General features: G+C 61.6%; 15 protein-coding genes, 4 tRNA genes and 1 pseudogene. 7 read left to right on the top strand and 13 right to left on the bottom strand.

Annotation, left to right across the window (positions count from 1 at the left end):
- Positions 1-9 precede the first annotated feature (9 nt).
- The 3 genes from NLI84_RS02025 to NLI84_RS02015 form a co-directional block, all read right to left on the bottom strand.
- Positions 10-336 carry a hypothetical protein gene (locus NLI84_RS02025; RefSeq protein WP_255987834.1) on the bottom strand — a complete coding sequence of 109 codons (327 nt, stop codon included), beginning with the start codon at positions 334-336 and terminating at the stop codon, positions 10-12.
- 103 nt (positions 337-439) lie between these two features.
- Entirely contained in the window at positions 440-2905 is a 2466-nt protein-coding gene (locus tag NLI84_RS02020) for an ABC transporter permease (protein WP_255987833.1), read from the bottom strand.
- Positions 2902-3582 (bottom strand): ABC transporter ATP-binding protein, encoded by a 681-nt coding sequence (locus tag NLI84_RS02015; RefSeq protein ID WP_284699774.1) that lies wholly within the window; start codon positions 3580-3582, stop codon positions 2902-2904. The genes NLI84_RS02020 and NLI84_RS02015 overlap by 4 nt, the downstream gene beginning before the upstream one ends.
- 64 nt (positions 3583-3646) lie before the next feature.
- On the opposite strand from NLI84_RS02015, the gene NLI84_RS02010 reads away from it, so the two are divergent.
- On the top strand, positions 3647-4222 hold the full coding sequence (locus NLI84_RS02010) for an arylesterase (protein WP_255987827.1): 576 nt from the start codon (positions 3647-3649) through the stop codon (positions 4220-4222).
- 45 nt (positions 4223-4267) lie between these two features.
- On the opposite strand, the gene NLI84_RS02005 is transcribed toward NLI84_RS02010, so the two are convergent.
- Genes NLI84_RS02005 through NLI84_RS01990 form a run of 4 tightly spaced genes read right to left on the bottom strand, consistent with a single transcriptional unit; the run spans position 4268 to position 7034 of the window.
- Positions 4268-4846, bottom strand: a complete 579-nt coding sequence (locus NLI84_RS02005; protein ID WP_255987820.1) for a BON domain-containing protein — start codon at positions 4844-4846, stop codon at positions 4268-4270.
- A gap of 1 nt (position 4847) precedes the next feature.
- Entirely contained in the window at positions 4848-5438 is a 591-nt protein-coding gene (locus NLI84_RS02000; RefSeq protein ID WP_255987819.1) for a phosphoheptose isomerase, read from the bottom strand.
- 19 nt (positions 5439-5457) lie between these two features.
- On the bottom strand, positions 5458-5796 hold the full coding sequence (locus tag NLI84_RS01995; RefSeq protein ID WP_255987817.1) for a YraN family protein: 339 nt from the start codon (positions 5794-5796) through the stop codon (positions 5458-5460).
- A complete protein-coding gene (locus tag NLI84_RS01990) occupies positions 5793-7034 on the bottom strand; it encodes a penicillin-binding protein activator (protein WP_255987815.1) in 1242 nt (413 codons plus the stop codon). Before NLI84_RS01990 ends, NLI84_RS01995 begins: the two co-directional genes overlap by 4 nt.
- Between NLI84_RS01990 and rsmI the strand changes: the two genes are divergently transcribed.
- The 3 genes from rsmI to NLI84_RS01975 all read left to right on the top strand — a co-directional run bounded on the left by rsmI (position 7029) and on the right by NLI84_RS01975 (position 8874).
- Positions 7029-7904 carry a 16S rRNA (cytidine(1402)-2'-O)-methyltransferase gene (rsmI, locus tag NLI84_RS01985; protein WP_255987814.1) on the top strand — a complete coding sequence of 292 codons (876 nt, stop codon included), beginning with the start codon at positions 7029-7031 and terminating at the stop codon, positions 7902-7904. The two genes, NLI84_RS01990 and rsmI, sit on opposite strands and share 6 nt — an antisense overlap.
- A gap of 49 nt (positions 7905-7953) precedes the next feature.
- Positions 7954-8038: transfer RNA gene (locus NLI84_RS01980), tRNA-Leu, on the top strand.
- Positions 8039-8205: 167 nt separating this feature from the next.
- Entirely contained in the window at positions 8206-8874 is a 669-nt protein-coding gene (locus NLI84_RS01975; protein ID WP_255987813.1) for an integrase arm-type DNA-binding domain-containing protein, read from the top strand.
- 38 nt (positions 8875-8912) lie between these two features.
- On the opposite strand, the gene NLI84_RS01970 is transcribed toward NLI84_RS01975, so the two are convergent.
- Positions 8913-9647 carry a hypothetical protein gene (locus NLI84_RS01970; RefSeq protein WP_255987812.1) on the bottom strand — a complete coding sequence of 245 codons (735 nt, stop codon included), beginning with the start codon at positions 9645-9647 and terminating at the stop codon, positions 8913-8915.
- Between the two features lie 1027 nt (positions 9648-10674).
- Positions 10675-10833 carry a hypothetical protein gene (locus NLI84_RS01965; protein ID WP_255987811.1) on the bottom strand — a complete coding sequence of 53 codons (159 nt, stop codon included), beginning with the start codon at positions 10831-10833 and terminating at the stop codon, positions 10675-10677.
- Between the two features lie 82 nt (positions 10834-10915).
- Here NLI84_RS01965 and NLI84_RS01960 point away from each other — a divergent pair.
- Positions 10916-12014: pseudogene (locus tag NLI84_RS01960) on the top strand (IS3 family transposase).
- A gap of 249 nt (positions 12015-12263) precedes the next feature.
- Here NLI84_RS01960 and NLI84_RS01955 read toward each other — a convergent pair.
- Entirely contained in the window at positions 12264-14783 is a 2520-nt protein-coding gene (locus tag NLI84_RS01955) for a pectate lyase-like domain-containing protein (protein ID WP_255987809.1), read from the bottom strand.
- Between the two features lie 1273 nt (positions 14784-16056).
- On the opposite strand from NLI84_RS01955, the gene NLI84_RS01950 reads away from it, so the two are divergent.
- Positions 16057-16461, top strand: a complete 405-nt coding sequence (locus NLI84_RS01950) for a hypothetical protein (RefSeq protein WP_255987808.1) — start codon at positions 16057-16059, stop codon at positions 16459-16461.
- Between the two features lie 459 nt (positions 16462-16920).
- Positions 16921-18291: an amino acid permease gene (locus NLI84_RS01945; RefSeq protein ID WP_255987806.1), complete on the top strand. Its 1371-nt coding sequence runs from the start codon at positions 16921-16923 to the stop codon at positions 18289-18291.
- A gap of 197 nt (positions 18292-18488) precedes the next feature.
- Here the strand turns inward: NLI84_RS01945 and NLI84_RS01940 are convergent.
- From NLI84_RS01940 to NLI84_RS01930, 3 genes are all read right to left on the bottom strand, one after another.
- Positions 18489-18564, bottom strand: a tRNA-His gene (locus tag NLI84_RS01940).
- A gap of 60 nt (positions 18565-18624) precedes the next feature.
- A tRNA-Arg gene (locus tag NLI84_RS01935) sits at positions 18625-18701 on the bottom strand.
- Between the two features lie 40 nt (positions 18702-18741).
- Positions 18742-18818 (bottom strand) — tRNA-Pro (locus NLI84_RS01930).
- Positions 18819-19072 lie beyond the last annotated feature (254 nt).

Genomic DNA, 19072 nt, shown 5'->3' with positions numbered 1-19072 from the left:
CGGGCGCGGTCAGACAAAGAAGCCCGCGAGGAAAATCGCCAGCGCGATCGAACCAATCCAGCCCAGCGCGCGGTTCAGCAGATAGAGCCGGCGCCAGAACACGCTTTCGATGCGGCGCCAGCCGCCCGTGCGATTGATGTGGCCCAGCGCGGTGACGAAGCCCATGGCGATGTCGTCGCCCTGCACCCAGCTATCGCGCTGCGGCAGCAGGTCGCCATAGTTGCGCGCAATGTAGTCGTATACCAGGCGCGCCAGCAGCGCATAGCCAACCAGGCAGACGATGCTGGTCACGATCAGCGCCGGTACCACCGTATCCACGAACCAGCCTGCAGCCATCATTGTTCTCCCCTGTTTGATGGTTGCAGCATAACCAAAGCCGCGTGCGCACGGAATGCTGGCGCTGCAACTGCGCCATGCCAGGCACGCATGGCGCGCCAGCTCAGCCCGGATCGCGGATCAGCGCCAGCGCACTTGAGCGTGCCAGCTGGCGGCGCTCCCACACGGTGACGAGCGCCGCCAGCGCGAGGCCCGCGGCGGTGCTGTAGAGCGGCAGCAGCCAGTTGATCGCCACGGTCAGCCCCAGCACCTGGGTGCCGACCGCCCAGCCGGTTACCGCGGCAGCCAAACCGGCGACGAGGCCGGCGGTGGCGCCAATCAGCGCGCCTTCCCACCACTGGATCGCAGCAATCTGGCGACTGTGCGCGCCGAGCGCGCGTAGGATGGCCGCTTCGCGCCGCCGCTCCGGTGCCGAGGTTTCCAGCGCCGCCAGCAGCACCACGATGCCGGCCGCGAGGCAGAACACGAACACCAGCCGCAGCACACTGGCGGACAGGCCCAGCACGCGCCGCACCTCGTTCAGCACCTGGGCCACGTCGATGAAGGTCACGTTGGGATAGGCGCGCGACCATTGCGCCATTGCGTTGTCGCGCCCGGGCGGCAGGTGGAAGCTGGTGATCAGGCTGGTCGGGGCATCGGCGAACATGGGGCCGGTGCCAACGACGAAGAAGTTCACCCGGAACGAATCCCACTCCACGGTGCGCAGGTTCACCACCCTGGCGGCTATGGGCGTGCCGCCGACATCGAAGCCCAGCGTGTCGCCCACCTGGATACCGAGTGTTTCGGCGAGGCCTACCTCCACCGACCAGCCAGAATCGGCAAGCGGTGCGCCTGTGGTGAGGCGGTTGTCGGCGCGCAGCATCTCGCCCCAGGACAGGTTGAATTCGCGCTCGGACAAGCGCTTGGCACGGTCGTCGTCGTAGCGCTTGGGCTCGACCGGCTTGCCGTTATGCGTTTGCCAGCGCCCGCGTATCATCGGCTGCAGCACCGCGCCTGATACGCCATCGGCGGCGATGGTCGTCTGGAAAGCCTGCGCTTGGTCGGGCTGGATATTGAAGGCGAACACATTGGGTGCGTCCGCTGGCAACCGTTGCTCCCATGCCGAGAGCAGATCGCGTTCGACCGCCGTCAGCAGCCACAGTCCCAACAGGCCGATTGCCAGGGCACCCAGTTGCGCGGCGGACAGCCAGCTGCGCCTGGCCAGTTGCCGCAGCGCGATCCTCGCCGCGAAGCCGCGTGCGAAGCGCGACATTCCCTTCAGCAGCAGCCAGCCCAAGAGACCCGCGACGACGAGCGCGCCGGCGATCCCGCCGGCCACCAGGAGCGCCAGCTTGGCGCTGCCGGCCACCCAGTAGAACACGGCGCAGGCAGCGATCAGCGTGGCGGACAGGCTCAGCCACAGGCGTGGCGGGGCCGACAGCTCGCGTCGCAGCACCCGGGCCGGCGGCGTGCGTGCCAGCTGCATCAGCGTGGGCCCTGCCACGCCAGCCAGCAGCGTGAGGCCCAGCGCGCAGGCGGCGAGCCAGGGCAGGGGCGTCGGCGCTGGCAAGGCCTTGGGCAGGCTGTCGCGGATCAGCCAGGACAGTGCTTCCTGCGTAACCCAGCCGACGGCGCCGCCCAGCAGTGCGGCCAGTACGAAGATCAAGGCCAGCTCGATGAACAGCAGGCCACGGATACGCGCCCGTGTGGCGCCCAGCGTGACGAACAGGGCGACCGCATCGGCCTGGCGCGTGCTGTAGCGGCGGGCTGCCAGCAGCACGGCCGTGCCGGCCAGCGTCGCGGCGAGCAGCGTGACGAGGCGCAAAAAGGTTTCCGCGCGCTCCAGTGCACGCCGCACCTGCGGTTGCGATTCGCGCACGTTCTCCAGCCGCTCTCCGCGATCGAGCCGAGCCTCGGTCGTGCCGCGCCAGGCGGTGACGGCGTTGGCGTCACCAGCGACGAGCAGGCGGTAGCGGATGCGGCTGCCAAAGCCGATCAAGCCCGAGCGCGGCAGGTCGGTCGCGTTCATGATCAGCCGGGGTTGCAGCCCGGAAAATTCCAGCGCCAGATCCGGCTCGCGCACGATCAGCGCACCGATGCGCTGCTGCAGCGTGCCCAGGCGCAAGGTGTCGCCCACCTTCAGTCGCAGTCGCGCGGCGAGGCGATCGTCGATCCAGACTTCGCCTGGCCGGGGAGCCGCGCGCGCGGCGCGCTCACCCTGTGCCGTGGCGAGCAGCAGGGTGCCACGCAAGGGGTAGGGGCCATCCAGTGCCTTGACGCTGGCCAGCACGGCGTCGTCACCGGCTGCAGCCATCGACGAGAACGACTGGGTGTGGGCAAGGGTCAGGCCACGCTGCCTGGCGCTGGCGGCGAAGTGGGCAGGCAGCGGGTGGTCGGCCGAGACGACCGCGTCGGCGGCGAGCAGGTTGTTGGCCTCGCTGTTGAGCAGCCCGTTCACCCGCCCGGCGAACAGGCCCACGGCGGTCAGCGCGGCGATGGTGACGGCGAGCGCGGCGATCAGCGTGCGATGCTCGCCTGCCCGCAGCCCGCGCAGGAACTGACGCCATGCCAGGGTGGCGACGGCCCTCATACGCCCACCTGCTCGATCACCTGGCCGGCGGCCAGCCGCAGCCGTGCGCTGCAGCGCGCCGCCAGTTTTTCGTCATGGGTGACAAGGACCAGCGTGGTGCCGGTCGAGGCATTCAGTTCGAACAGCAGATCGGCGATGCGCTCGCCGGTATGGGTGTCGAGGCTGCCGGTGGGTTCGTCGGCAAACAGGATCTGCGGCCCCGGCGCGAACGCACGCGCCAGCGCCACGCGCTGCTGCTCGCCCCCGGACAGCGTGCGTGGCGTGTGATGCTTGCGGTTACCGAGCCCGACACGATCCAGCCAGCTGCCGGCCACTGTTTCCGCATCGTGGCGGCCGGCGAGTTCCAGCGGCAGCATGGCGTTTTCCAGCGCGGTCAGTTCAGGCAGCAGCTGGAACGACTGGAACACGAAGCCGGCAGCGCGGCCGCGCAGCCGGGCGCGGCCGTCCTCATCAAGCGCGCCGAGGCTTTCTCCGGCAAGCTTCACCGTGCCGCGCGTGGGCGTATCTAGCCCGGCCAGCAGCGACAGCAAGGTCGATTTGCCCGAGCCGCTGGCACCAACGATGGCTAGACTGGCACCCGCGGCCAGCGAGAACGAAACGCCCGCCAGGATGTCGAGTTCTTCTGTGGCCGCAGCCACGTGTTTGCCGAGTGCCTCGGCTTCGAGTATGGGAGACAGGGTCACGATGACGGGCCTTTGCAGATGGTTGTCCCGGTACGCATTGCGCGTGGCCGGATTGTTGTTGGTCTTGCCGATCGCGGCGTACGCCGCCGATCCGGTGCTGCTGGTATTTGGCGACAGCCTCTCGGCAGGCTACGGCATTGCCGCCCGATCGGCGTGGCCCACCTTGCTGGAATCGGAGCTCAAGCGCCAGGGCAAGCCCTACCGCGTGGTGAACGCCAGCATATCCGGTGAAACGACCGCGGGTGGCGTCACGCGGTTCCCGCAGGCGCTGAAAACGCACCAGCCCAGGCTGGTGATCATCGAGCTTGGCGCCAACGACGGATTGCGCGGGTTGCCGGTTTCCGCCGCCAAGGCCAATCTTGCCACCATGATCCAGGCCGCGCAGCGGGCCGGCGCCAAGGTGCACGTCGTGGGTATGCAGATGCCGCCCAACTACGGTCCGGACTACACCACCGCCTTCGCCGCCATCTACCCGGCGCTGGCCAAGGAGTACAAGACGGGCCTCACGCCCTTTCTGCTCGCGCCGGTGATCACTAGGCCCACACTGTTCCAGCGGGACCAGCTGCATCCTACCGCCGAGGGGCAACCGCTGCTGATGCAGATGATTGTGCGGGATATCAAGCCCCTGTTGTAACGCGCAGGCCATCCAGCAAAAAGGGCGCCCTAAGGCGCCCTTGGTTCATGGCTGTTTCACGTCCACGTACTTAACCACGCGCTCCACCCCGCTGATATAGCTGGCGGCGCGTGCCGCGATATCGGTCAAGGCGGGGCTGGCTTGGCCCATCAGGTAGACCGCCTTGCGCTCGGTGGTGACCAGGAAGTGGATGGCATGGGCGTCCCCGGCGTCGGTGAGGATGGCGGTCCGCACGCGTGCGGTGAGCTGGGTGTCGTTGAGGCGATCGGTGGTCGAGGACGGGGGCGCCACCACGGTTTCATTGTGCGCGAACCGCACGCCGGGGTAGGTCGACGCCAGTTGCGCGATGTTCTGTCGTGCCGCATCGTCCGGTACTTCGCCGGTCAGCAGCACGCGAGCGCCAAACACGTTCACGTTGACGTGCGCGCGTTCCTTGTAGGCATCGATGATGCGCGCGCTGATCTCGGCACCGATCTTCAGATCGCTGGTCTGGGTCTGGGGCGAACGCGGGTCCGAGCCGACTAGTGCGCCCACGGCGGCGCCGGCAACGAACACGGCTGGCACGCAGGCGGTGAGGCCCAGTGCGGCAACGATCAGGGTGATGATGAGGGGCTTCTTCGACAACTTATTCTCCTCCCAGGAGCAGATAGTCCACGGCATCCGAAAGCGCGTGCAGCACGGTGATGTGCGCCTCGTGGATATGGGCCGTGCGGGTTGCGGGCACGCAAATGTGGACGTCGTCGCCGCCCAGCAGTTCCCCGATCTGCCCGCCATCGCGGCCGGTGAGGGCGATCACGCTCATGTGCCGGTCGTGCGCAGCGTGCACGGCGGAGATCACATTGGCAGCGTTGCCGGAGGGCGAAATCGCCAGCAGCACATCGCCGGCGCGACCCAGTGCGTACAGCTGTTTGGAAAACACCAGGTCGAAATCGTCGTGGCTGCCGAGCGCGGTGAGCACGGAGCTATCGGTGGTCAGTGCCAGTGCGGCCAGGCCCGGCCGCTCACGCTCGAAGCGGCCCACCATCTGCGCGGCGAAATGCTGCGAGTCGGCGGCGGAGCCGCCGTTGCCACAGGCAAGGATCTTGCCGTCGGCGATCAGCGCCTGCATCAGTTTCTCGGCGGCAGCGGCAATCGCCGGTGTCGCCAGTGCGGCCGTGGCTTCCTGGGCGGCAATGCTGTCCAGAAAGTGCCGGTGCACGCGTTCGTTCAAATCCATCGTCTTCCTTGGGCGGGGTTCAGCCCGCGTCAAAACAGTTCTTCAGCCAGTCGAGTTCGTTGCCGTCGATGCAGACCGCGTCGAACCGGCATGGCGGAGTGGGGCGCACGCCGAGCAGGTATTGCTCTGCGGCGGCAATGATGCGCGCCCGTTTAGCGGCGGTAATGCTGGCGGCGGCACCGCCGAAGGCGCGGCTGGCCCGGGCGCGCACCTCGACGAACACCAGCGTGACGCCGTCGCGCGCGATCAGGTCGATCTCGCCGCGCCGGCAACGCCAGTTGCGATCCACAATGCGCAGCCCCTGGTGTTGCAGGTACTGGGCTGCGCGCTCTTCGGCGGCGGCGCCATCCTGCGTCATTGCAAGGTCGGCAACGGTTCGACCGTGGGTTCGGGCGGCAGCTCGGCCGGATTGGCGACCAGCGTGCGCACGGTGAGCTCGCGCTGGATGACGCCGTTGGCGTCGATGCTGAGCTTGCCGGTGAGGCCATCGTCGATGCGCACGTTGGCCGGTAGCGAGCTGCGCAGGGCGATCACCAGGCGATAGGCGTCGACGCCTTGTGCGAACAGCCGCTCAAGATCGTTGGAGCGCGTGCGTTTCCGGGCGTAGAAGTCGTAGGTCGGGTCATCCTTGCGGGCAAGCCAGGGGATGTCGTAGAAGCTGATGCCGGCAAGATCGACCAACGCGGTCGAGCCCAGGTTGCCCGGATCGATCTGACTGGTGGCGAACACGCGCAGGTCGTTGCCGATGAAGGGGCGCAGGCGGCGCGCGGTACGGCTGTCGGTGGCAAGGAACACGCCATCGGCACCGGACGCATCGATACGGGCACGCAGGTCGTTGAAGTTGCTGGCGCTGGAAATCGGCAGCACCACAGGTAGCGCGTTACGCTCAGCGCGCCAAGCCGTGCTGAAGCCCTGCGCCATGCGCTGGGTGAGGCTGCCGTCGGCGACGATCACCGCCGGGCGCTGCACGCCGCGATCGGCCACCAGCCGCGCTGCCTGCTGTGCTTCGCCTTCGACGGCCAGATTGAAGCTATAGAGGTTGGGGCGACGCAGCGTCTCCTCGGAAAAGGCGTTCAACGCCACCACCGGGATGTCGATGTCGGCCCCGTCGGCGATCAGCCCGATCGCGGTTTTGGAAAGCGGGCCGATCACCGCCACGGCACCATCCTGGCTGGCGCGCTGGAATGCCGCGAGGATGTCCTGCTCGTTGTCCTCGGTCTCGATGGTCCGCACCGGTGGCGTGGACTGGGCCGCCAGCGTACGCTGGGCCGCGAGTACGCCGGCCTGGATGGTCTCGGCCGCTACCCGCCAGTTCTTGGCCCGGGTGGGCAGCAACAGCGCGATATAGTCCGGCCCCCGCACCACCGGTGCCGCTGTCGGGGTGGCAACAGGGGCTGGCGCCGGTGCGGCTGCGTCCGTCAGCGGTTGCAGCTCCACCACCGGAGTCGGCATCGGCGTTGGTCGCAATACCAACGGCGTTTCACGGTGCGGCGCCTGCTGGCTGGCGCATCCGCTGGCCGCAGCCAGTACTGCGCCGTATAGTACGGGCGCGATCAGCCGGCGCCATGGCCGGGCAAGGAGACCGAGAGCGTGCATAACGAGCCCTTCATCATCACAAGGCCTGCATTATATGTGGTGGCCACGCCCATCGGTAATCTGCGGGATTTTTCGTCGCGTGCGCGCGAAGTCCTCGCCCAGGTGGACGTGATCGCCGCCGAGGACACGCGGGTGACCGGCCACTTGCTCAAGCACTTCGGCATCGGCACGCCGATGATCAGCGTGCGCGAGCACAACGAGCGCGCGATGGCCGAGCGCATCATCGCCCGTCTCGCCGCTGGCGAGGCCGTGGCGCAGGTGTCGGACGCGGGTACGCCGGCCATTTCCGACCCCGGCGCGGTGCTGGTTGCCGCCGTACATGCCGCCGGTTACCCGGTGGTGCCGGTGCCTGGCGCCAGCGCGCTGACCACTGCACTCTCCGCCGCCGGCTTCACCTGCCCGCACACGCTGTTCTATGGCTTTCTGCCGCCCAAGGCCAAGCAGCGCCAGGATGCGCTGGCACCGCTGGCGGGCCAGCCGCACGTGACCGTGTTCTATGAGGCGCCGCATCGCATCCTCGATACGCTGGCTGATCTCGTCGCCGCTTTTGGTCCTGAGCGCACCGCCGTGCTGGCGCGCGAACTGACCAAGACCTTCGAAACGATACGCCGGGCACCGCTGGGGGCGCTCGCGGGTTTCGTCGAAGCCGACAGCAACCAGCAGCGTGGTGAATTCGTGCTGCTGATCGACGCCGCAGCCGAGCAAGACGATGCAGGCGAGGAGGGTGCGCACGATCATGTGCTCGCACCCCTGGTCGCCGAATTGCCGGTGAAGCAGGCCGTCGCACTCGCCCAATCCATCACCGGCGCGCCGCGCAACGCGCTCTACCAACGCGCACTCGCGCTCAAGCAACAGAGCGGAGGCGACTGATTCGCGCTTGCCAGCGTCGAGCCGCGCGTTTATGATCGCGCTCTTCCCTGCCCGGGTGGCGAAATCGGTAGACGCAGGGGATTCAAAATCCCCCGCCGCAAGGTGTGTCGGTTCGAGTCCGACCCCGGGCACCAGACACCCTTCCTAGGTTATCCTGGGAAGTCCAGAAAACCCCCGTAAAGCCTAGCTTTACGGGGGTTTTTTATTCCAGCACCGTCTAGCGCATTCCGATTGAATCCAGGGAGGTGTGGGGGGGGGTAACTTTGGGGGTGTAACCGGTTCGATTATGAGTTACCCCCAAATGCCACTCACAGACCTGCAAATCCGTAACACTGCGCCGACCGATAAGCCAACCAAGCTGGCCGATGGCCAAGGGCTGTTCCTGCTGGTGAACCCCAGCGGCTCGCGCTACTTGCGGTTGAAAACGCGCCTCGCCCAGCAGTGCGATGCCATCGCTACGGTGAAGGCTGACCGCCTGTTGTTCTGCCGGGCTGGCCAGGCGCAAACAGCCAGCGGCCAGCCGATCCTCACGGTCACCATCACCCGCGCCAGCGGCGATAGCCACCGCTTCACTTTCGCCGATCGGGATGCATTCTCGTCCGTGCGTGCCTACTACCACGATGCCAAGGCGGCGAAGAAACAGAGCGTGACAGTGGATCGGAAAGGGGTGACACCAGGGCGAGGCACAGATCCCAGCGCCGACAACGTCCGCGTGCTGCGCCACACCTACGCCACCAAGGCCACCGCCACGCGGGCAGCAAAAGCGGAATGGGAGCCGCTACAGCGCGGCGTCGCCCAGTTCTCGCTCACCCTGGCCCACGGCCGGCCGGACCTGTACCCGGAAACTCCCGTCATGGTGTCGGGCTTCAAGCCGGAAATCGATGGAGAGGGCTGGCTGGTGGTGAGGGTGACCCACTCCTTGTGTGGGGGCGGGCTGACCAGTGCGGTTGAATTGGAGCTCGCACAATAGATCAAGGGCGACATCGGCAATTGTCGCCTTGTCCGAGGTTAACGCTTGGTTGGAATTTGCTTTATCGATAGCGGCACGGCGAGTGGCATTCGATCTGGCGTAGATTTATGTTCGTTAGTAATATCAGTACGTTGTGTCTGAGAAATGCCAGGCGCGGAAGAGAACGCTATTTTATAGTTTTTTATCGTTCCTAGGTTTTGCACGGTACTTGACTGGCCCCCCGCCTGAACACGCGTGGCTGATTTATCCAGCATTCGATAAACGGCTTGTTGTTGATCCATTTCTGGTCGAGTGGTTTTGAACTCAACAAATGAATTGTGTTGCAAGCCATTTTTGTTTACTACCTTCAATAGGTCAGGGTAGCGTAGTTTGCCCTCTGTTTGATTGGATAATTGGACTTGAGGGAAGTATGCTCGTTGCCCTTTTTCTTCATTGGACAAATTTCCATATTTTTTGAAATATGAGTAGTACTGTCGTGCTTCGTTGTACCAGCCAGCTGCAAATCGCTCATGCTTGTCGGCCTCATCTTTATATTGTTCTCTTTGTTTGGATGTTTCTGCGGTCTTGGCTAGGCCGTGGTATTTTTGTGCATCAGATAGATTGCGATTTCGCGAGCTCATCGAATCACGCATGGCTTGATGAAGTCGATTCTGATTGTCGTCAAGCTGGCCTTGCGCTGTAATTGTTTTATCGATCTTGTTTTGGATCTTCTCGTCACTGAGGCGTTTCGGCAAAATGCGTATCCCCTTGCCTGTTCGCTTTTCCTCCTCCATGGGTTGTTCCATGGTTTCAACAGGAGATTGCACTCCTCCAAAGTGTGGTATGTAACTGGAGGGCAGCGGTTGCGTCTGAAAAATAGAAGGGGAGTGATACGACTGCACGGGATGGCTTTGGGAACCGCCGAATCCCGGCATTCCGGACATCCCGGGCATCCCGGGCATCCCGGGCATCCCGGGCATCCCGGGCATCCCGGGCATCCCGGGGAGGCCGGGGAGGCCGGGGAGGCCGGGGAGGCCTCCATAAGATGAGATTCCAGACGTTGAGCCAAAAATGCTCTGCGGCTTTTGGCCGTTGTGATAGGGCTGCGTGGAATTGACTGGGGGCATGAATGGGGCGTTGTCACGTGGGGGGCCAAAGGTGTCCACTCTGTGTCCTTCATTGCTTCTGCGATGTTGGTGGGTATAGCAGCCGTATTGCATTTTGCAATCATCTGCCTGACCAAGGGCCTAAGGAAAACCCCGGGTAAGTCAGGCTAGCATAGCGACATACACCACGCAGTTTTCGTCAGCCCTGGCACACGGCCGGCCGAACCTATACCCGGAAACTCCGGTCACGGTATCGGGTTTCAAGCCAGAAATCGACGGTGAGGGCTGGCTGGTGGTGAGAGTTGCCCACGCCTTGGGCGGGGGCGGGCTGGCCAGCTCGGTGGAGATGGAGCTAATACCGTCGTAGCCACAGCCGAAAGGATTGATTGTTCGATCTCTGGCTGAAGCTCTGCTTCATTCTTATCTAATCTAGCCTCGGCTTCTTGCACTTCCAACTCGGCAGATGCTTGTGCTTGCTTTGTCGTACGCCGATATTCTCCGTCAAATATCCAGTAATTGTCTTTTACAGCTAGGTGTTTCGAACGAAAATTAAAAGCAATCGGGCTTGAGTAAATATCGGCAAGTGCATTTAGCTCTTCGGTGGTGTGCTCAGATACCAGAATATCTATATATATGCCTAGAATTTTTTCTCGTCCAAATGGCTTCGGACAAACTTTGCCGTCGCTATCCTTTGATTCATGGGGATTTCAGAGGATCATACGTAAGAGCCCAGCACTTCAAGTACGACGTTTTCAAAGTGAGTTGCCTGTGCGTATCTTTTCGCCGATTCTCTACTTGCCAAAGGGCGAGACTCTGCAAAAGCGAGAGTGGTGCTGAAGGTGATAGAAATAAATAATAGATAAATTGTTTTCATTGTGACCTCCTCCCGAAAAACCGTAGCGTTGGAAAGTAGAGATCTCTGGCAAATTTGAGCCCATCCGGGCAGGAGATTTGTCATGAAAAAATCGAAGTTCACCGAAGAGCAGATCGCGTTTGCGCTGCGCCAGGCCGAGTCGGGCACGACGGTTGCGGAGGTATGCCGCAAGATGGGCGTGAGCGAAGCGACCTTCTACAACTGGAAGAAGAAGTACGGCGGTCTTGGCGTGACCGAGCTGCGACGATTGAAACAGCTGGAAGAAGAAAACGCCCGCCTCAAGCGCATGGTGGCCGACCTGAGCCTGGACAAGCAGATGCTGCAGGAGGTCATCCAAAAAAAACTGTGAAGCCGGCTCGCAAACGCGAGCTGGCGAACTTCCTGATTGGCGCCTACCGCGTCAGCATTCGACGCGCCACGGCAGTCATTCAACTGCGCCAAGGCACCTATTTTTATCGGCCACGGCCACGCGATGATCGCGCCGAGCGCCAGCGGATCCGGGAGGTTGCCGCCACGCGTATCCGGTATGGGGCGCGACGTATCCACGTACTGCTGCGGCGCGAGGGCTGGCTGATCAATCACAAGAAGACCTACCGGATTTACTGCGAGGAAGGGCTGAATCTGCGGCGTAAACGACCGAGACGCCGTGTGGCCGCCGCGCACCGACAGGAGCGACCGGTGACTCCAGCTTGAACGCGTGCTGGAGCATGGATTTCGTCGCCGATCCGTTGTTCAACGGCCAGAAAATCCGGGCGTTAACTGTGGTCGATAATTTTAGCCGGGAGAGTCTGGCGATCACGGTGGATTTTGCGTTGAAAGCCGCTGACGTGGTGGCGACGATGCGGCATGTGCAAGCGCTGCGCGGGCTACCGCAGCGGATTCGGGTCGATAATGGCAGCGAATTCATTTCGGTGGCGCTGGATCAATGGGCGTATGCGCATGGGGTGACGCTGGACTTCTCGCGTCCTGGCAAACCCACGGATAATGCGTTTATCGAGTCATTCAACGGCAGTCAGCGGGACGAGTGCCTGAACGTGCACTGGTTTCTGTCGCTGGATGATGCGCGTGACAAGATCGAACGATGGCGACCGGATTACAACGAATTCAGGCCGCACAGTTCGCTGGGAGACCTGACCCCGAGCGAGTTCCGACTCGCCCACCTTGAAGCTGGGAATCTCTAGGTTCGACCGCTCGGTTAGCCAGGGGGAGGTCAGTTGATGCGCCCGGCAGCTCAAGTTTGCTCTACCCCGGAAAGCGGCCATGGACTGGCCATGAAAACCAGGGTGTTTCAGCATGATTGCGTCGGGCAGCCTGGGTAAAACAAAACCCCGCATCTTGCGATGCGGGGTTCATCATCAGGCTGAGTCCCTTATGGCTATGGGCCAGGAGGGCCTGGTAGTTACGCCGCCCCTGGCTGATCCAGTGCCAGATCAGGGGTAGTTCAGCACGTTCTGCGGTTGGGTCGAAACGCCCTGCGCCATACCGCCTACGTTGTTGACCACATGCGTGATGGTACCCACGCCGCCCAGCGACACCGTAAATACGTCGTGCAGCGACACACCGGGCACATTGGGCACTTCAAAGCCGTGGTATGCATTCACGTCAGGGTTCACGTTGAAGTAGCAGTAGCTACCCATGCCGTAACCCGTGTGTGAAGTCACGTGGCTGGCCACATAATAGGCGGCGTAGCCATTGGTGGTGGGTGTGCTCATCCAGGAGGCCTGGTTGGGTACGTCATAGGGCAGTTCGTTCTGGAAGAAGATGGTCTTGCCGCCCTGACCGTTCCACACGACGTTGTGCTTCTGGTAATGCTCGACAAACAGGCCGGTCGCCAACACGTTATTCCCGTTCACGATCACGCCCGTTTCGCCCGGGTTCACGGTCCACCCGGTCGGCGAGATGCCATGATCGGCACGCCATGCCCAGATATGATCGAGGATCACGTCGTTGCTGTTCACCGTCAGGCTGTTGGTGGCCTTCCCTGCCACAGCGCCGCCGATGCGGAAGTACACGTCCTGAATCGTGGTCGGATTGGCAGCATGGTTTGCCGATGATCCGGCCGGGCCCACGGTCAGCAACGATGCGCTGTTCACTGTGCCGGCATCAAACAGAAGGCCGGCAATGCGCACGCCGTTGACATCATCCACTTGCATGGCGGTCACACCGTTGCTGGGCACCAGGGTCGGGAAGCCTATACCCAGCACCACGGTTTCTGCCCGGGTGATATGGATAGGTGCCGACAACTGATACGTACCTGGCGTAAAGAACAGGTTCAGGCCTTGCGCCAGTGCAGCGTTGATGGTGGCCGATGTGTCCGTGGGCTTCGCAACGTAGAACTTGCTCATCGGAATGGCTGTACCCGCCGTTGAACCATTCGCCCAACTTGCGCCGGAAGCGTTGGTGCGCAATGCCGGTACGAACACCAGGTATTTGCCCGATGCCGTGTCGAAATACAGATACGGCTTTTCGCGGGATACCGGCGTCGTGGCCAGCGTCGTGTACGGACTGGCGGTGCCATAAACCGCGGGGAACGATTGTGCAGGTGCGCCGGCTACGCCAGAGAACACCATATTCCACACGCCGTCATACCAAACGCCAATATTGCTGTCACGGGTGTACCACTGTTGTTGCGAACCCGAGCTGATGCTGCCATCCACTTTGCTGTCCGCAAGATAGCCGCCACTGGCATAGCCTTGGCCATCGCCCTGGTTGGAAGGCCCGAGGTGCAGGTTACCCATGACATGGATACGCCGCATCGGCGCCGCTTGCGAGACGGCCCAACGATTCGTACCGCCGTCCGGAACGATGGCCATGTTTTCTGCCGACCGCCAGAAATTCTGCGTGGCATTGGAGATGTCGCCGTAGTTCCAGCCGCTGTCGACATTCACGTTACCGGTCAGCGTCACATCGTCAGGATGCTTGCCCAGGCCCATCACCGACATATAAAAGCCCAGATTGGCATAGACGCCGCGATAGGTGCCCGGCTTGAACATAAAGGCATAACGTTGCGGGCCAAACTGTGCATCGGGGTTTCTAAGCTGCGGGTTGAAGGCGTTGTTCAATGCAGTCTGGATGGTTCCGATCGGCGTGCTGGTGTCAAAAATCTGCACATTGGAACCAAAGTCTGGCGTGTCAGAAGTGGGTGTCGACGGTACTTGCGTTGGTGTAGGGGCCGGCGTTGGTACAGGCGTCGGCGCGGGAGTAGGGCCGGGTGTAGGCGCGGGTGTAGGGGCTGGAGTCGGCACCGAAGTTGGCGTCGGCGTTGCGGGAGATCCGGTGTAGGTGAGGGTCTGTTTCGGGGTATCTACGGCGGAGCCGTTGGCCTGGCCGATGGTGTACCAATAGACGATGGTGGCGTTGGCCGGCACGCCAGTGATCTGGTACGTATTGTTGGTGCCGCTATTGACCATGCGCACATTGATCTGACCGCCGCCATTCACCGTGTAATGAATGTCCGCCCAGTTCCCACCATTGGCATAGAACGCGACGACACCACCACTCAACTTCGTTGCACCATAAGACGCTGATGGCGTCGGCGTCGGCGTCGGCACCGGTGTTGGTGCCGGGGTCGGGACTGGCGTGGGTACGGGTGTGGGTGCCGGTGTGGGCGTCGTGGCGGCGCCGGTATAGTTAAAGCTGGACCATGCGGTATCGATCGCGGAACCGTCGCTCGCGCCTATCGTGAAGGAATAGGTGACCTTTGCGTTAGTGGGGATACCGCTCACGGTATAGGTGTTGTTGGTGCCGCTATTGGTCATGCGCACATTCAGCTGGCCGCCACCCGCGACGGTGTAGTGGATATCCACCCATGCAGCACCATTCACATAAAACTGGACCTTGCCACCCGCAAGCTGCGTGTAGCCGGTGGTCGCTGCCGCGTGGGCTGCGGGAGCAATCGCCGCCAACCCCACTGCCACCAGCGGCGCCGGAATCGCGGTGATGGCCGCCATCGTCAACGCCAGCAAGCGTTGCCGGCCTACTTCATACTTGTTCTTGCCTTGCATTTAATTGTTCCTCCGGTTCTGGTCACACTTTTTGAAAGCGCTGTCATGGTTGTTTGAACCGAAAACTGACACAAGTAAATGCAACACCCTACAGCGTGCCTTCGCCAAGGCGAGCATTGGCTGGCAACGCGGGCTACAGCCGTAGCCCATTGATCTTAACTACACGGTTGCAACCGACAGACGTTGAATTTCAGTGCATGAGAGGTGGAGGTGTACCGCGCAAAAAATACAAATTAGTCAGCAACTTACGCACGGATTTACGTTGCATTGCAGCAATCCGTTTCAGTTCAACCCGGTTTGAAGCCGGCGTCAGAAGCGTAGTGCCGGGCATGATGAAAACACAAAGTCGCAGCGCCTTATAAGCGCTTGATCGCTCGCTGAGCGCAGTTACACGGGCTCCCGGATTGATATTTGTAAGCAACGGCGGCGCAGGCCGAACAGTAGACATTGACTGAGTCACCAATCGACTACTCACGGTAGGTTGTGGCTATCACCAGTTGAGGCGGTAAGAAGTTGCCAAGGGGGCTGCATCTACGGTTAAGAAGGCTGGCATGCCAATATGCCTGAGGCTCATGTCGGCATAACTATGCTGTAAGCAGCGATCATCCGGCGCGCTGACCTTGACCTCCTCCCGCTCATCCGGGACGAAAAGGCCCTATTTTTTTCTTTAGGTGATTCAAAAGTGCAGTTAAGGTCCGGGTGGTCAATTTTTGCAGCAGTGGTGCTCGCTGTATCGACAGTCGGCGCTGCCGTTTGGTGGGCCAAGTCTGAGCACCCCCGGTGGCTGCAATACAGGTGGCTCAAGACTTCCTTCAGAAGTTGGAAGCGCGGCAGTTCCAACAGGCCTTTGAGTTGACGGTCAAGCAAGGCTACGTAGGTCGGACGCCCGATGAGCTGAGGGCAATATCCCGCCTGGAGTTCTGTGGGCGTGGTCGGCTGGCCTATTCAGTTCCGTTCCAGTCAAATGGAAACCGGATTCGCCGCCTCGTTTACGGCAGGGAAGTGGATATGCGCAGGTTCAAGTTGAGTTCACGGGGCCGTGTCTGCTCAGCGTCGTACTCCATAAGAGTGAGGAGCAAACTTGGCGTGTTTTCCGCTTCGCTCGCCATGCAGGCTAAGTCGCAGTGGTTTTGGTGCAGTCTCAGGCACCTGACCATTGCATCGAGCGCTTGTCGCCTGTCTGGCCAAGCGACGCCCCTCACTTTAATCGCTAGTGCCCATGCCAAACTATCGCGCGAAATCAGGTGGAATTCCCAAGACTGCCTTCTGGGCGCTGCTCGCCACATTGCTTTCTTTCCCGGCGGTCGCTGTGGCAACATTTTTTTTTCTTAGATCTGAATCCATCACAAACGGTCATTTTCTGAGTAACTATCTGTTTTTGGCTGCGCCGTTATTTCTACTTGCCATGTTGGCCTTCTTTAAGAGATTGCGCCGCGTAGGGCTTCTGATCACCTTGTTGGTGATGAATATCTTTCCCGTGCTGATGCTCTGGTACTTCAATAGCCATCCTTCTGACGACGACGCATTGGCGATGGGCTTGCTTTATCCGCCTGGCGCTGCAGCCCTTGCCGCGGCGTGCTTGATTGCATGGTGGCTAGTTACCCGCTTTATGCACTGCAAGTGATGAATATCCCATCGCTGCAAGTTTGGTGATGACCATGGTTGTCATCGGCCGCTCGGAGCGGGATTCCAGTCCCGTCGCAGAGCTGGCCCCGGATCCGCCGTCCGTCGTGAAGGCGGTGCCGGAACACCGAGTGGGCAAGTGGCACGGCCGTGAAGCGCGCTCTTGCGGCCAGGCGGTGAAAATGGCGCGTTCAAGGTGGCCCAGCAGAACCTCGACGGTCCGCGCGTATTTCAAGGCATGGCCGTCGGCGCTGGTGGCGGGTTTGGGCGGTATGGGGTTCAGGAAGTCATCCAGGCAAGCAATGGCGTGAAGTCGCAAGGGTCAATTGACCCATGGCAATACGCAGAAAACCAGCGAAGCATATCGTATTGGAAATATGACTTTTGGATGGGTCAGTTGAGCATCGGTAGGTGGGTCAACAACTCTTACGAGTGATTTTTTCGGCGTAAGGATGGAAGAATGAGTCTTCAACAGAATGGCGAAGAGCTGAAGCGCGGCCTGAAAAACCGCCATATCCAGCTCATTGCATTGGGCGGTGCCATCGGTACCGGCCTGTTTCTTGGCATCGCCGACACCATCAAGATGGCGGGCCCCTCGGTGCTGCTCGGCTACGCCATCGGCGGTTTCATCGCCTTCCTCATCATGCGCCAACTCGGCGAAATGGTGGTGGAAGAGCCGGTTGCCGGCTCCTTCAGCCACTTCGCCTACAAGTACTGGGGTGACTTCGCCGGTTTCGCCTCGGGCTGGAACTACTGGGTGCTCTATGTGTTGGTGAGCATGGCCGAGCTGACGGCGGTCGGCATCTATGTGCAGTACTGGTGGCCCGAGATCCCCACCTGGATGTCGGCGGCTTTCTTCTTCGTGCTGATCAACGCCATCAACCTCACCAACGTCAAGGCGTTCGGCGAGATGGAATTCTGGTTCGCCATCATCAAGGTGGTGGCCATCGTCGGCATGATAGGCTTCGGCGGCTGGATGCTGTTCTCCGGCAGCGGTGGCCCCGAAGCCACGGTCAGCAACCTCTGGGCCCAGGGCGGCTTCTTCCCCAATGGGGTGCACGGTCTGGTGATGGCCATGGCCATCATCATGTTCTCCTTCGGTGGGCTGGAGCTGGTCGGCATCACAGCAGCAGAGGCCGATGATCCCGAAAAGAGCATCCCCAAGGCCACCAATCAGGTGATCTACCGCATCCTCATCTTTTATATCGGCGCCCTGACCGTGCTGCTCTCGCTCTATCCCTGGGGCAAGGTGGTGGAAGGGGGTAGCCCGTTTGTAATGATCTTCCACGCGCTGGACAGCGAGCTGGTGGCCAACGTGCTGAACTTGGTGGTATTGACCGCCGCGCTCTCGGTCTACAACAGCTGCGTCTACTGCAACAGCCGCATGCTGTTTGGCCTCGCCAAACAGGGTAACGGCCCCAAGGCGCTGCTCAAGACCAACAAGCGCGGTGTTCCCCTGACAGCCCTCACCATCTCGGCTGCCGCCACCTTGCTGTGCGTGCTGATCAACTACCTGATCCCGGGCAAGGCCTTCGGCCTCTTGATGTCCCTGGTGGTCTCTGCCCTGGTCATCAACTGGGCCATGATCAGTCTGGCGCACCTCAAGTTCCGCAAGGCCAAGGGCGCCGAGGGCGTCACCACCAAGTTCAAGGCGCTGTGGAGTCCGTTTGGCAACTACCTCTGCCTCAGCTTTATGGCCGCCATTCTGGTGATCATGTCTATGAACGACGGCACCCGGATCTCGGTCGAACTGATCCCAGCCTGGCTTGTGGTGCTCGGCATCGGCTACCTGTTCAAGCAGAAGCGTCAGGTGGCTACCAACCCGGGCTAGCTCCCGCGCCTGTTCCCCCAATGCCGGTCATTGACCGGCTTTTTTTGGGGGGAGGGTTATATGTTGTCGTCGATGACTTGTTGACCGACCTGCCGCAAAGTGAGTAAGGCAGTCATCCGGGCAAGCAATGGCGTTAAGTGGCTCGTTAAGACCGGGTAAAAAAGAAAAAACCCCTTGATTTCTCAAGGGGTTTTATCTGGGGTGGCTGATGGGACTCGAACCCACGACGACAGGAATCACAATCCTGGACTCTACCAACTGAGCTACAGCCACCGCTGAGCGGTGCATCATCCGGTTTTGGCCGTCTGATTGAAACTGGGTTTATGCGAGGTCTGGCGCGCTCGACAGGAATCGAACCTGTAACCTACGGCTTAGAAGGCCGTTGCTCTATCCGGTTGAGCTACGAGCGCCCGGTGCAACAGCTCTACCAAATGCCAAATCTCACAAGTCTGGTCGGGGCGGTGGGATTCGAACTCACGACCCTCTGCTCCCAAAGCAGATGCGCTACCAGGCTGCGCTACGCCCCGAACAGAGGCGCGAATATAGCGGGATTCGGGAAAGCGGTCAAGCCACTGCGCAGCAATCTCCGCCGCAGGCGCACGTCGGCTTGGGCGTCGTGCTGGCGGCTGGCTGGTGCTGCGTGTCGCCGATAAAACCGGCTGGTGAGCGCGCACGCGCTTGCCAATGCAACCCGGCACCGCGTGCGCTGCGCAGGTCTTGAACGGCCGCGTGGGGTTTCTGGGCGTGATTCCACGGCACGTGTTGCATGCTGCAACAAATC

Origin of the sequence: Chitinolyticbacter albus, from assembly GCF_024437655.1 — a bacterium.
In the GTDB taxonomy this organism is placed as follows: domain Bacteria; phylum Pseudomonadota; class Gammaproteobacteria; order Burkholderiales; family Chitinibacteraceae; genus Chitinolyticbacter; species Chitinolyticbacter albus.
This window is presented reverse-complemented; position numbering and strand designations above follow the sequence as displayed.

Bases quoted from the DNA above. Each gene is read 5' to 3' on its own strand.
- NLI84_RS02025 (WP_255987834.1), bottom strand. From the start codon at position 336: ATGGCTGCAGGCTGGTTCGTGGATACGGTGGTACCGGCGCTGATCGTG.
- NLI84_RS02020 (WP_255987833.1), bottom strand. From the start codon at position 2,905: ATGAGGGCCGTCGCCACCCTGGCATGGCGTCAGTTCCTGCGCGGGCTG.
- NLI84_RS02000 (WP_255987819.1), bottom strand. From the start codon at position 5,438: ATGGATTTGAACGAACGCGTGCACCGGCACTTTCTGGACAGCATTGCC.
- NLI84_RS01995 (WP_255987817.1), bottom strand. From the start codon at position 5,796: ATGACGCAGGATGGCGCCGCCGCCGAAGAGCGCGCAGCCCAGTACCTG.
- NLI84_RS01990 (WP_255987815.1), bottom strand. From the start codon at position 7,034: ATGCACGCTCTCGGTCTCCTTGCCCGGCCATGGCGCCGGCTGATCGCG.
- NLI84_RS01975 (WP_255987813.1), top strand. From the start codon at position 8,206: ATGCCACTCACAGACCTGCAAATCCGTAACACTGCGCCGACCGATAAG.
- NLI84_RS01970 (WP_255987812.1), bottom strand. From the start codon at position 9,647: ATGGAGGAGGAAAAGCGAACAGGCAAGGGGATACGCATTTTGCCGAAA.
- NLI84_RS01965 (WP_255987811.1), bottom strand. From the start codon at position 10,833: ATGAAAACAATTTATCTATTATTTATTTCTATCACCTTCAGCACCACT.
- NLI84_RS01955 (WP_255987809.1), bottom strand. From the start codon at position 14,783: ATGGCGGCCATCACCGCGATTCCGGCGCCGCTGGTGGCAGTGGGGTTG.
- NLI84_RS01950 (WP_255987808.1), top strand. From the start codon at position 16,057: ATGCCAAACTATCGCGCGAAATCAGGTGGAATTCCCAAGACTGCCTTC.
- NLI84_RS01945 (WP_255987806.1), top strand. From the start codon at position 16,921: ATGAGTCTTCAACAGAATGGCGAAGAGCTGAAGCGCGGCCTGAAAAAC.